General features: G+C 49.7%; 17 protein-coding genes. 12 read left to right on the top strand and 5 right to left on the bottom strand.

Translation table 11 applies throughout. The features are described from left to right. The first annotated feature begins 86 nt into the window (after positions 1–86). From JZI27_RS13925 to JZI27_RS13885, 9 genes are all read left to right on the top strand, one after another. Positions 87–518, top strand: coding sequence for a gamma-glutamylcyclotransferase family protein (locus JZI27_RS13925; protein ID WP_280207852.1), 432 nt, complete (start codon positions 87–89; stop codon positions 516–518). Positions 519–568: 50 nt separating this feature from the next. Continuing rightward, positions 569–1,102: a hypothetical protein gene (locus tag JZI27_RS13920; protein WP_280207850.1), complete on the top strand. Its 534-nt coding sequence runs from the start codon at positions 569–571 to the stop codon at positions 1,100–1,102. Positions 1,103–1,189: 87 nt separating this feature from the next. Then, complete coding sequence (gene tpx, locus JZI27_RS13915) at positions 1,190–1,708, top strand: thiol peroxidase (protein WP_122910912.1); 519 nt, start codon at positions 1,190–1,192, stop codon at positions 1,706–1,708. 365 nt (positions 1,709–2,073) lie between these two features. Then, entirely contained in the window at positions 2,074–2,766 is a 693-nt protein-coding gene (locus tag JZI27_RS13910; protein WP_251243780.1) for an MBL fold metallo-hydrolase, read from the top strand. Positions 2,767–2,857: 91 nt separating this feature from the next. Further along, positions 2,858–3,349, top strand: a complete 492-nt coding sequence (locus tag JZI27_RS13905) for a hypothetical protein (RefSeq protein WP_280207845.1) — start codon at positions 2,858–2,860, stop codon at positions 3,347–3,349. A gap of 52 nt (positions 3,350–3,401) precedes the next feature. Next, positions 3,402–4,298 carry an RluA family pseudouridine synthase gene (locus tag JZI27_RS13900; protein WP_280207843.1) on the top strand — a complete coding sequence of 299 codons (897 nt, stop codon included), beginning with the start codon at positions 3,402–3,404 and terminating at the stop codon, positions 4,296–4,298. Between the two features lie 313 nt (positions 4,299–4,611). After that, positions 4,612–5,550: a fumarylacetoacetate hydrolase family protein gene (locus JZI27_RS13895; protein ID WP_280207841.1), complete on the top strand. Its 939-nt coding sequence runs from the start codon at positions 4,612–4,614 to the stop codon at positions 5,548–5,550. Positions 5,551–5,570: 20 nt separating this feature from the next. Continuing rightward, complete coding sequence (locus tag JZI27_RS13890) at positions 5,571–6,731, top strand: homogentisate 1,2-dioxygenase (protein ID WP_122910907.1); 1,161 nt, start codon at positions 5,571–5,573, stop codon at positions 6,729–6,731. A gap of 130 nt (positions 6,732–6,861) precedes the next feature. Further along, a complete protein-coding gene (locus JZI27_RS13885) occupies positions 6,862–7,491 on the top strand; it encodes a flavin reductase family protein (RefSeq protein WP_251243784.1) in 630 nt (209 codons plus the stop codon). A gap of 18 nt (positions 7,492–7,509) precedes the next feature. Here the strand turns inward: JZI27_RS13885 and JZI27_RS13880 are convergent, their stop codons facing one another. Next, positions 7,510–7,791 (bottom strand): hypothetical protein, encoded by a 282-nt coding sequence (locus tag JZI27_RS13880; protein WP_245997222.1) that lies wholly within the window; start codon positions 7,789–7,791, stop codon positions 7,510–7,512. A gap of 120 nt (positions 7,792–7,911) precedes the next feature. Here JZI27_RS13880 and JZI27_RS13875 point away from each other — a divergent pair, with 120 nt between their 5' ends. Then, on the top strand, positions 7,912–8,271 hold the full coding sequence (locus JZI27_RS13875; RefSeq protein ID WP_122910905.1) for a PspC domain-containing protein: 360 nt from the start codon (positions 7,912–7,914) through the stop codon (positions 8,269–8,271). A gap of 42 nt (positions 8,272–8,313) precedes the next feature. Here the strand turns inward: JZI27_RS13875 and JZI27_RS13870 are convergent, their stop codons facing one another. Both JZI27_RS13870 and JZI27_RS13865 read right to left on the bottom strand, forming a co-directional pair. Further along, positions 8,314–8,439 (bottom strand): hypothetical protein, encoded by a 126-nt coding sequence (locus JZI27_RS13870; RefSeq protein WP_276531740.1) that lies wholly within the window; start codon positions 8,437–8,439, stop codon positions 8,314–8,316. Positions 8,440–8,574: 135 nt separating this feature from the next. Beyond that, complete coding sequence (locus tag JZI27_RS13865) at positions 8,575–8,919, bottom strand: serine hydrolase (protein ID WP_245997216.1); 345 nt, start codon at positions 8,917–8,919, stop codon at positions 8,575–8,577. Positions 8,920–9,064: 145 nt separating this feature from the next. Here JZI27_RS13865 and JZI27_RS13860 point away from each other — a divergent pair, with 145 nt between their 5' ends. After that, entirely contained in the window at positions 9,065–9,862 is a 798-nt protein-coding gene (locus JZI27_RS13860) for an NUDIX hydrolase (RefSeq protein WP_122910904.1), read from the top strand. An 88-nt stretch (positions 9,863–9,950) separates the two neighbouring features. Next, positions 9,951–10,121: a hypothetical protein gene (locus tag JZI27_RS13855; RefSeq protein ID WP_251243785.1), complete on the top strand. Its 171-nt coding sequence runs from the start codon at positions 9,951–9,953 to the stop codon at positions 10,119–10,121. A gap of 48 nt (positions 10,122–10,169) precedes the next feature. Here JZI27_RS13855 and JZI27_RS13850 read toward each other — a convergent pair whose 3' ends face one another. Next, complete coding sequence (locus JZI27_RS13850; RefSeq protein ID WP_280207837.1) at positions 10,170–11,207, bottom strand: LLM class flavin-dependent oxidoreductase; 1,038 nt, start codon at positions 11,205–11,207, stop codon at positions 10,170–10,172. Between the two features lie 300 nt (positions 11,208–11,507). Then, complete coding sequence (gene map / locus JZI27_RS13845) at positions 11,508–12,254, bottom strand: type I methionyl aminopeptidase (RefSeq protein ID WP_122910902.1); 747 nt, start codon at positions 12,252–12,254, stop codon at positions 11,508–11,510. Positions 12,255–12,336 lie beyond the last annotated feature (82 nt).

Here is a 12,336-nt window from a genome sequence, read left to right as displayed (position 1 = left end):
TTTTGAATTTTTTATATAGTGTAAATATACAAAATAATAGTTACAGAAGACAGTCCTTTTCAAAATTTCATCGGGATGGTGTTAACATGGAAACAAAACTGCCGATTTTTGTGTACGGAACCTTGCTTGCGGGGTGGGAGAATTACGAAAACTATGTGCAGCCGTATAAACACGAAGCGATTCCGGCTGAAGTAAAAGGAGAGCTGTTTCATTTGCCGATGGGGTATCCCGGTATCCTGGACGGCGATGGTGTGGTGAAAGGCGTCATTCTTCGCTTTGAACCACAGGATTACGAGACCGTATTGGCGGAGCTGGACGAGCTGGAGACCTATTATGGTCCCCATGATCCGCGCAATGAGTACGAGCGGATCGAGGTATGGGCCAAGCTGGCTGATGGGCAGGAAGTCCAGCGTGTCTATGCCTATCGCTACGTAGATGCCAAGTACGTCAGAGCAGAGGGCACACCCGTTCACGATGGAGATTGGGCTCATTTCATGCGGGGAAAGCAGCCTGAATAGTCAAGGATGATTTTGCCAAGACTGGTAGGGGAAAGGAGTGGTCCTGAGTCATGGAAATCCTGAACGAGACCCCTGCCCAGATCTGGCGATTGTTGATTCCCTCGACATCCTGGATGTTCCCGGATGAAGTGCCTGAAGACGAATTGATTTTCCACTATCGCGACCATATCTACTTCGTCAACAATGACGGCTCTGTCCTGGCCATGCCCAAGCCGGCCTGTTACGATTTGCTGGACTTTGGAACGATGCTGGAGTGTTTGGCCACATCGGATGAGACCATTGATTTTGACGATGAAGGCTCGTTTGACATCGGCTTTGTACTCAAGCATATGGGCTATGTCGTGCCGACGCGGAAAAGACGGGAAAAAGCGACTTACCAAATCGAAATCGTCAACACCGTCTTGCCAAAAGCACACGGCCATCGTTATGAACTGAAAAATGTCCAATTTCTCTTTGCTCTCTATCATGGCTTGATGCGCTGTCATGAATTAAATGAGAAAACGGACTGGGAATACGAGCACGAGTTAAAGCGAATTGTAAAAGTGGAGCCGAAGAGCTCGGATAAAGTGCAAGTAAACCTGTAATTTCTACTATTGGCATAGTGAAAAAAAGTGAATGATAGGGTATGATGAAAGGGTACATATGAACCGATTGGTGAGGAGGAAGAAATCATGACAACTGCTGTAGAGCGCCAAGGCGCATTTCAATTCAAAGGACCTGTTACACTGGTTGGTCCTGAAATCAAAGTAGGAGATACCGCTCCAGATTTCACTGTAGTTGCGAACGACTTGTCTGCTGTTTCTCTGGCTGATTCCAAAGGAACGGTTCGCATCATCTCCGTAGTTCCTTCCTTGGATACAGGCGTATGCGACGCACAAACTCGCCGTTTCAACGAAGAAGCAGCGAAACTGGATGGCGTAACCATCCTGACGGTATCTGTTGACCTGCCGTTTGGCCAAAAACGCTGGTGCGGTGCTGCAGGCATCGAAAAAGTACAAACGGTTTCTGATTACAAAGACCTGTCCTTCGGTACTGCCTATGGCGTATTGATCAAGGAATTCCGTCTGCTGTCCCGCGCAGTATTCGTGGTGGACGCAAACGATAAAGTGGTTTATGCCGAGTATGTACCGGCTGCTGGCGAGCATCCGAACTACGAAGCGGCGATTGCAGCTGCTCAAGCTGCGAAGTAAGCCAAGCAAGATCAGAAATGCAGCCCTCTTCTCATCCGTGACGAAGAGGGTTTTTTTATCGTCTATGCATCACAGCTCCTTTCTTATTTGAAAACTTTTATAACAGCGAACGTCATGAGGATCATGATTCGAAACCGTACATTGCTCATTGTCCATGTTTCTTTGATAGCCATATTACTCTTACCCCTTTAAATTGCTGAGGTTTTCATTTTCATTGATAGTACGTTCTGACAAATTTGATGACATGATCAAACTTCGATTGACAGATTAGTAACCACAGGTTATATTATAACCATTGGTTACCAAAAGGGCGTTGAAGTTCAAATGGAAATTAGGACAATTGATAATAGAAGGAGCGCGGAAGTATGAAAGCAGAGCAAATATCCAAGCATATATGGAGCCTTCGGTCTTGGTTGCTCATACCGTGCCGAGTTTGGCTAGTGCAAGAAGAAGATGGCGTGACACTGGTGGATGCGGGGATGCCTTTTATGGCAAAAGGGATTCTTTCGCATCTCGAGCAGTTGAAGCTGGGAGAGCTGAAACAAATTGTGCTTACCCACGGTCATTCTGATCACGTAGGAGCAATCAAGCAAATCCTGGAGAAAAAACAGGTACCAGTGTATGCGCATACCATCGAAATTCCATATATGGAAGGCGATCAAATCTACCCACGCCGAAAAAAAGCGGAAAAAAATGTGGTCAAAGGATTGGCTCGACCATTGCCACAAGACGAGCATGGAGCATTAGCGCCAATCGGTGGCCTGCAGCCTTATCTGACTCCGGGTCATTCCCCTGGTCATGTCGTTTATTATCATGAGCAGGACCGCGTCTTACTGGCAGGGGATCTGTTCACGTCGAAAGCAGGCAAGCTGAACAGACCGATGCCCATGTTTACGGCAGATATGGCGGAAGCGGTGAAAAGCAGTGTGATCGTACGGGAAATACGTCCGACTCATCTGGAGGTATGTCACGGTAAGCCAGTCAAAAATCCGGAGGAACAGCTGAATGAGTACCTGGAAAAGATGGGGGCTGCGCCGTTGATCCCGAGTCGAATATAAGAACACGAGGATCTCGCAGGAAATAAGAAGGGGGCCGGAGGAAACGAATCCGGCTCTTTTTGCGTCCTATTGTTGAGGTGATCGTATGAAAATGTCTGGGATTGCTATGAAAATGTGCCTAGCGTCTATGCTGTTGCTCGCGGGATGTCAGGCTGATTCCATAGATCGAGCTGCTCAGCAGCCATTTCTTACTCCACCGAATCCAGTGATTGCCTGGAAGGAAAAGTCCGCAATGACGGTTCCAACTTCCTTTTGCTGGAGTGTAGAAGATGAAGCCACTTGCACGGACACGGCAGCACCACCTGAAATCATAGCCGAGAAAAAGCCCTCTCCCTTACAGGTTCAGCCCGGGGCAGTACTGACCATTTCGTATGACCTTCCGCCTGCGGAACAATCGATGGTCGTCACCCAATGGGTTGGTTCCAGCCAGATCGAGCAAACCTTGGAAAACGGAAACCAGTGGAAGGTTCCCGAACAGCCAGGCTGGTATTTGTTTGATGTTCGTGCCCAGTGGGATCAAGGGGACGCGGGACATGCTTTCGTGATTGAAGTGAAAAGCAATTCTCGCAGCCAATACCTGTAAAGGCCTCCTTTTGCTATACTGGGATTCAGGTATGACCTAAAGGAGAGACAGCATGCAGGAAGAATTGATACGTTTTACAGCAGATGCCGCAGACGCAGGACAGACGGTGCGTGAAGTTCTGCAAAAGCGATACGGGGTCTCCCGCCGACTGCTGATTCGAGCAAAATTTAAAGGACTGATTACGCGCAACGGTACACTGGTGTTTGTAAATGAACGGTTGCAAGCAGGTGACGAAATCGTGGTGCTGGTCAACGAAGAAGAGACGGAAGCCGTGCCTCCGGAAGAGATGCCCCTCGTCATCCGCTATGAAGACGAAGACTTGATGGTCATTGCAAAACCAGCGGGACTTGTCGTCCATCCTACGGGCAATCACGCTTCGGGGACACTGGCCAACGGCGTCATTGCTTATTGGAAAAGGCAGGGTGAGAAGCGCAGGTTTCGCGCTGTCAACCGTCTGGATAAGGATACTTCCGGCTTGCTGATCATAGCCAAAAATCAGTGGGCGCACGAGCAGTTTAGCAGGATGCAGCAGGACCGCAGTCTGAAGCGTACGTACCTGGCGATTGCAGAAGGGATCGTTGAGCCTGGGGCTGGAACGATGGATGAGCCAATCGGGCTTGCTGAAAATTCCTTTATCACACGTCAGGTGCGTGCTGACGGGCAATCGGCGGTTACGCATTTTCGCGTGCTGACTCACGGTGAAGGCATGAGCTTTGTGGAATTGAGGCTGGAGACGGGCAGAACCCATCAGATACGTGTTCACATGAGCCATCGAGGCCATCCATTGGCTGGAGATGATCTGTATGGCGGGGCGCGTACACACATCGGCAGACAGGCCCTTCATGCGGCTGAGCTTGCTTTTGTCCATCCTCGAAGCGGAAATGAGATGCATTTCAGAGAGCCCATTCCAGAAGATATGCATCAACTCCTAAACCAGTTTTTTCGATGAGAACGTGAAAAAGACATTTTCCTCTGGAAAAATGAAAGCGGTTTCGGTATGATAATAACAATCGCAACAATAAATGGAAACCATCGTGTATAGCTGGTTGTCTGTGGGGGGATTTCCCGCAAGGATGTTCTTCATGTTAGCAGACTCGCCCAGCTTACGCCTGATGCATGTTTCGGCACGACTGACATAGGGGGTACCCTCTGATTTGTCATGCAACCGAACCGCGCTTGGGGGTGAGCTGGGCTTTTTGGTGTCCTGAAATCATGAAAAGGAACCAAAAACCTCCGGCTGGTCTGAGGAAGGGGAAGATCAAATGAAGTTGGCGTCTTATCGAAGATTTGGCAATGAGCGGTATCGAGCTGGTGTGGTAGCGGATCAGAAGGTGTGGGACCTCGCTCAGCTGCTTCCCGGTGCGCCTGACTCCATCGATGTCTTGCTGGAGGATTGGGAGCGTTGGCGATCACAGCTGTTCGAGCTTGGGGACGAACCAGTGTGGAGCAATCGAGCGGGAGGTATGTTCCTGAATGAAGTCACTCTCGGTTCACCCATTCCAAGACCGAGTAGCTTTCGGGACTTTTATGCGTTCGAAGCGCATGTGAAGACGGCAAGGGCAAAGCGTGGACTGGACATGATTCCTGAATGGTACGACTTCCCTGTTTTTTACTTTTCCAATGCCGCAGCATTTTCGGGAACGGAAGCGGTTATTCGCCGTCCCAAAGCGACACAATGGCTGGATTTCGAATTGGAGATCGCCTGTGTGATCGGCAAAGAAGGGATAGATATACCCGTCGATCGTGCAGCGGAGTATATTGCGGGGTACGCTGTGCTGAATGATTGGAGCGCCCGCGATCTGCAAAGGGAGGAGGTAAAAGTCGGATTGGGCCCTGCCAAAGGAAAGGACTTTGCTACTTCAATGGGACCTTGGCTGGTCACTCCTGAAGAGCTGGAAGACAGAAAGCTTCCAGGGCCACAAGGCAACCGATACGATCTGACAATGACCGCGCGTGTCAACGGCATTGAATACTCGCGCGGCAACTTCCGCGATATTCACTACACCTTTGCCCAGATGATCGCCCGCGCATCAGCAGATTGTCCGCTCTATCCCGGCGATGTGATCGGCTCCGGTACGGTTGGTACGGGGTGTATTTTGGAGTTGGGAGCAGATCGGTATGACTGGTTGAAACCAGGTGATGTCGTGGAGCTGGAAGTGGAAAGGCTCGGTGTCCTCCGCAATCGAATCTGCGACTTATAAAAAGAGAGGGGAAAAATTCGATGGCATTTTATCACCGCATGGGGGAAATCCCGAATAAACGGCATACGACCTTTTACAAGCCGAATGGCGAGCTGTATCGTGAGCAGGTCATGGGCACAAAAGGCTTTTCCGGCATTCAGTCGATCCTGTATCACCACAACCCGCCAACACAGGTGCGCGAGGCAAGAAAATACGCGGATGTAAGCCTGGAGTACGTGGATCAGGAAGACTTGAAGCATCAGCATTTTAAAAGCTTTGATTCCCAGCTGGGCGGCGATCCGATCTTTGGACGCAAGTATTTGCTTGGGAACAGTGATGTCGTACTGGGCGTTTGCGCACCCACGGAGTCAATGGATTACTTCTATCGCAATGCGGATGGGGACGAGGTGGTCTTTGTCCATGAGGGGACGGGAGAATTGCAAAGCATTTTCGGTACATTGACGTATCAGCCAGGTGACTATTTGGTGATTCCAATCGGGACGACTTACCGGATCGTTCCTGCCGAGCAAAGCCGTTTTCTGGTGATCGAGTCGCAAAATGAAATCGTACCGCCTAAACGCTATCGGAATGAGCATGGTCAATTGCTGGAGCACTCTCCTTTCTGTGAGCGTGACATCCGATTGCCAGAACGTTTGGAAACGCATGTGGAAAAGGGAAATTATGAAGTGCGTGTCAAACGCCAGTCCACAGTCTACAGCTATTTCTTTGACTTCCATCCGTTTGACGTGGTAGGCTGGGACGGATACTTGTATCCATATGCCTTGAGCATTCACGATTTCGAACCCATCACCGGCCGGGTGCACCAGCCACCACCGGTTCATCAGACTTTTGCTGGACAGAACTTTGTCATCTGCTCATTCGTTCCCAGAATGTACGACTATCATCCGCAAGCGATTCCGGCACCTTACTACCATAGCAATGTGGAAAGTGACGAGGTGCTGTATTACGTGGCCGGCAATTTCATGAGCCGCAAAGGGGTTTATGAAGGCTCGATTACCCTACATCCGATGGGGATTCCGCATGGCCCGCATCCAGGGAAGATTGAAGCGAGCATCGGGAAAAAGGAGACAAAAGAGCTGGCTGTCATGCTGGATACATTCCAACCGCTAAAGGTGACGCGCCAGGCTCTTGCCATTGAAGACCCGGATTACATGACGAGTTGGATGCCGCCACGCGAATAAGAAAACCTCTATCGATGCTAATTCAAGATAACCGACCGCGTTTTTGAGGTAGGTTATACTTGCAGTATCGGGGCGCGTAGCTCATTAAAGGTTTTTGCTTTCCGATACTGGTAAAAAGGAAGGTGTCTGGATGGAACTGCCAATCAGTACGCTAGCGAGACAGGAAAAATATAAGCTTTTGATCGGTTGCATCGTCCCAAGGCCCATTGCTTGGGTAACCACCATATCGGAGAATGGCACCGTGAACGCAGCGCCATTCAGCTATTTCAATGTCGCAAGCATTGATCCGATGATGGTTTCTGTAGCGGTCATGCGAAAGCCGAACGGTCAGCCAAAGGATACCGCACGCAATATCGCTCAGACGGGTCAGTTCGTTGTCAACATGGTCGATGTACACAACGTAGACGATGTCAATCAGACCTCTGCTGATTTTCCGGCTGAGATCAGCGAAGTAGAGGAGCTTGGTCTTGCTACCATGCCTTCATCCTCAATCGAAGTGCCGCGGCTTGCAGCTTCGCGTATCCATTTTGAATGCAAGCTGCACCAGGTTGTCGAGTTGGGTACACCCACTACCTCGGACTTGATTATCGGAGAGGTTGTACATGTCCATGTCGCGGATGAGCTTTATCAGGCCGGACGGATCGACATTGCCGCTTTTGCGCCGGTAAGCCGTTTGGCAGGCAATACCTACGCCAAACTGGGTGAGCTTTTTGACCGCCGCAGACCAGAATACATTCCCTCGCCTCCCGCTGATAAATAACCCGTTTTTATTACGGAGCTATTCCAGTCCAGGATAGCGAGAGACGGAGTCGGGACGAATCCAGCGATCGTACTCGGAGGAGTCGGAGGCGTTTGCGGGAGGACCATAGGGTGTCACGTTGGGTTCTGATCCGTCTGGGCGAACTACGTTTTGCTGGTAGTAAAACTCTCGCTCGCTTTGTATCTGATCCCGAGCAGGATTTTGCGTACAGCCAGTCAGAAGAAAGACAGCGAGTATTCCGATCAAAAATGGCATGCTGATCACCTCACAGGTAGCGTGAGCCACAAAGCGCTTGTTCATGCATGATCTCCGTCCAGGGACGGAGGACAAATCCCTCTGCGGGCCATTTTGCCTGCCGTGGCTCTCGGGTATCCTGTAGATACAAGGAAAACACGGTTACCGTAGAGAGGAAGGGAAGACATGAGAGAACGACGTTTATACAGATCCAGACAGGATCGTCGTTTGTTTGGAATTTGCGGAGGGATCGCTGAATTTTTGAGAATAGACTCGACGCTTGTACGTGTAGGAGTTGTCATTTTGACGATCTGTACGGGTGTACCGATCCTGATCTACCTCTTGCTTGCGATGATCATGCCGAAAGAACCGAGCTGGACACAAGCCTACACGCGCGAAAAGTATGACTTGGAAAATGAATTTGCCTATGACGGATACCGGGGAGAGCCGGATCTGGACAGTCAGATTGATCGTTTGGAAAAACGTGCTCTGGTCATGGAAGTGCAGCGTTTGCGCGAGGAATTGTTGAAATACAAAGGAATATAGAAGGATGAAGGAGATGGCTAACGTAAGCCATCTCTTTTTGATTTAATCGCCAGTCAAACAGAGTGCTCGAAACACTTCGCCGAGAATCCCCTTGGTTTGGTGAACACCCGTATCGGTGTTGGTCATGAGTACAGCGCCCGTGCCAAGTGAAGGGTAGGCCACGATCATAGATTGGAAACCGACACCCCAGCCGAGCGAGGAGAATTCGATTGCTGAGCCTGAAGGATCGAGAAAGATCCCAATCCCTGTCCATTGTGAACAGCTGGATGAGACAAAAACCAGCATCTGAATAATGAAACTGGCTTAGTGGCTCATGCCGAACCGTGAAGGGCTCGGAGCAATGGACGTTCTACCAGTCAAAATGTCCAGCATGCTCGGGTTCCCCTGTGCGGAATGGTAGACAGGGAAACTTTCCTCAGGGTCAATGATGCCAGCCTGGTGGCACAACAGGGATCGCAATGTCACTTTTTTTCGCCAAGTCCATTCATGATCGGAAATCTTCCAGGTTCGAAGGCGATTATTGACATCCTCGTCAAGATCAAGTAGACCACGTTCAACAAAGCGCAAAGCCAGCAGGGAAGTAGCAAATTTGCTGATCGAGCATGCGTGAAACTGGGTGGCGGGCGTTACCGGACGATTGTTGTTCAAAAGTGAACCTCCCCTCTCAAATGCTTCCGTATCTAGCTATTCTGAATTTAATGATAGAACAAGTGTTCTCGTCGTGCAACAACAGGAGTAGGAGCATTTGTGCAGAACAGTAACGTGGACGAGATTTCCAAAAAGAGGTGGAGTCATGTTTTACAGAAGAAAAACCTACAAGGTTAATCCAACCATGATCGATGATTTTCACGATTTTTTTCATACCTACCTTTATCCGAATCAAATCCAGCACGGCGCCAAACTGGTAGGGCGTTGGACGAATGAAGCAAGAGACGAAGTCCTGGCCATTTGGGAATACCCGAGCAAGGAGCTTTATGAAAGCATTGAAAGCATGATACGAAAGAGTGAGCTGCATCGAAAAGCTCAGGAAATAAGAAAAGCACGAGGCGACCTGTATTTGGAAAGCAAACAGGATTTTTTGGAATCAACCACGGATTTGGTCGTAGATGAGCTTTCCCCCAAACATGTGGTCTCGGTCAGCGCTTGTATCACGAATCCACGAGGGGAGATCCTGCTCGTCCGCAATGGGCATCGGCCAGATACAATGGAAATGCCAGGGGGGCAGGTTGAGGAAGGAGAGAGCCTGCAGGAGGCTGTCCATCGTGAAATACTCGAAGAAACGGGCATAACGATCAAGCTGCATGGCGTTACAGGCGTTTACCAAAATATGTCCAACGGTGTCATCTGCGTCGTTTTCCGAGGAGAATATGTATCAGGCGTGGAGACAATCGCGGCAGGGGAGACCACAGAAGTCGTATTCTTGCCCATTACCGAGGATAACTTGGGACAATACATTACCAGGCCGCATTTTCGCCGAAGATTGCTCGATGCGATGGAACCAAGCATCGTTCCTTATGAAGCCTTTCTGGTCAGGCCAAATGAATGGCTTAGCAGGGTAAGATTCAAAACGGAAAATCACCCTCATTCATAATAGGCAAAAAATGATGCAAAAGGAGGAAACAAAAGAGACGATCTGCATATCATGTAAGGTGGAAAACCTACATAGGGAGGGAAAGAGAGTGTATGTCGGTGTGTTTGATATGAATCAGCGCCTGGAAAAGACGCGCAAAGTACTGCGTGAAAAGCAGCATCTGAAAAAACTGATTGAAGAAGATATCCGAGAGCTGGAAAAAGACGTTCAAGAATTAGAAAAAATGATAGATCAATGTGCGCCCAGCCTTCAACGATAGCAAAAAAGTGACACTCTGACATAGCAGGGTGTCACTTTTTTTGTGTATTTACGACTTCCAAATATCAGCGACGATCTCATAGGAACGGATGCGATCCGCATGATCGTACATTTGGGTAGTAATCATCAGCTCATCTGCTTGAGTGGCGTCAAGCAATGCCTGCAGTTCTTGTTTTACGGTTTCCGGACTCCCGATAATGGAAGAGCTGAGCTGCGATTGGACGGTAAATTTTTCGAAATCGCTCCATAGGCCATCCATGCTTTCGACAGGTGGCTGAATCGGTTTTCTGTCGTCTCGGATGATCTGCAAAAAAGCCTGAAAATGCGAGGTAGACAAGTAACGGGCACGCTCATCCGTATCTGCAGCCATGACACTTACTCCGACCATCGCATACGGCTCCTCCAATACCTCTGAAGGGCGGAAGTGATGGCGGTATGTCTGGAGGGCAGGCAAGGTATAGTTTGGAGAAAAATGACCTGCAAAAGCAAATGGGAGTCCCAGCATGCCAGCTAGCTGTGCGCTGAAATCGCTGGAGCCAAGTAGCCAGATCGGGATGGACAAGCCTTCCCCTGGAATGGCTCGAATGCCTGAATCCGATTCAGGAGAATAGGGACGGAAATATTCCCGCAGCTCTGTCAACAGCTCAGGAAAATCTGCTCCGCCAATGCGCTGGTTGCGTCGAAGTGCACGTGCAGTGCGTTGGTCCGTGCCGGGCGCCCGGCCAAGTCCCAGATCGATACGCCCCGGGTAGAGAGATTCCAGTGTACCAAATTGCTCTGCAATCACCAATGGAGCGTGATTGGGCAGCATGATTCCACCAGAGCCAACCCGAATGGTTGAGGTACCTGCAGCAATATAGCCAATCAGGACGGATGTTGCAGAACTGGCCACACTCGGCATGCCGTGATGCTCGGCAAGCCAAAAGCGTTCAAAGCCCCATTTCTCTGCGTGTCTGGCAAGATCCAGGCTTTTTCGGAATGAATCAGCTGGATCGCTTCCCTGTACGATGGGAGAAAGATCCAGTACGGAAAGCGGGATGTCGCGAAGTTTCTTGGCCGCGCTGCGGTCAGCGTCTGCGTGTGTCATGTGATGCTTCCTCCTTTTTATGGATAAAACGCGGGATACGTCTTTTGCATCAGCTAGGGATGGATGGTACCTTGCATATTAAGTATCCCACAGAGAGGTGTCAAGATTTCGATGTTCGGCTCCTGCACTTCCAGTGTGGGGCAGAAAAAACAGAACAGCAGAGTGCTGGAAGGGATCTACTTACCCCGACATACTGGAAAGAGGCTCACATTGTAGTCGTGAAGGACCACAAGTGAACCTCTTTCTTTGCATCGGATTTGGCTAATCAGGTAAAAAATGTGCTGGTTTTTATGCAGGGTGCTATTGCTTGGTCAGAATCACAGGACCATCCGCTGTAATAGCCAGCGTGTGCTCGTATTGAGCCGAGAGCTTGCCGTCGCGAGTGCGTGCTGTCCAACCGTCTTCGTCGACCTTGGCGTGATAGGTACCGATGTTAAGCATGGGCTCGATCGTCAAGACCATTCCTTCCTTCAGGCGAGGTCCTCTTCCTGGAGGTCCGAAGTGCGGCACATAGGGTTCCTCGTGCATTTGCTGCCCGATCCCATGACCGGTGAAATCACGAACGACCGAATAGCCTTCTGCTTCGGCATAGACCTGGATGGCATGAGAAATATCTCCGACACGATTGCCTACGACCGCTTGCTCAATCCCTAAGTAAAGGGCTTTTTCAGTTACCTCCAACAGCCTTTTTGCTTCCGGAGATATTTTACCCACTGCATAAGACCATGCGGAATCGGCCAACCATCCATTTTTCCTTACGACCATATCGATCGTAACGATGTCCCCTTCGCGCAGTGGGTCTTTCTTGGGAAAACCATGACAGATGACATCATTGACGGAGCCGCAGGTGGCATAAGGGTACCCGGAATATCCTTTTTGTTCCGGTGTTGCCTCGTGCTTCGCCAAAAATTCTTCAACAAATTGATCAATCTCCCAAGTGGAGATACCAGGACGAATCAATTTTGCAATCTCGCGATGGCAGGCAGCCAATATTTTTCCGGCTGCTCGCATGTATTCGATCTCTTCAGGTGTCTTGAGGATAATCATGGTCTCTCTCCTTGTCCTCGCTCATTGGTTCTGCACTACATAGTATACAGTGTAGACTCATTTGGAGCCAATTGCCACAGTC

It is taken from the genome of Brevibacillus sp. AY1, from assembly GCF_029870785.1.
GTDB lineage: Bacteria > Bacillota > Bacilli > Brevibacillales > Brevibacillaceae > Brevibacillus > Brevibacillus invocatus.
The sequence above is the reverse complement of the archived record's forward strand: the minus strand, read 5'-3'. Positions and strand labels throughout refer to the sequence as shown.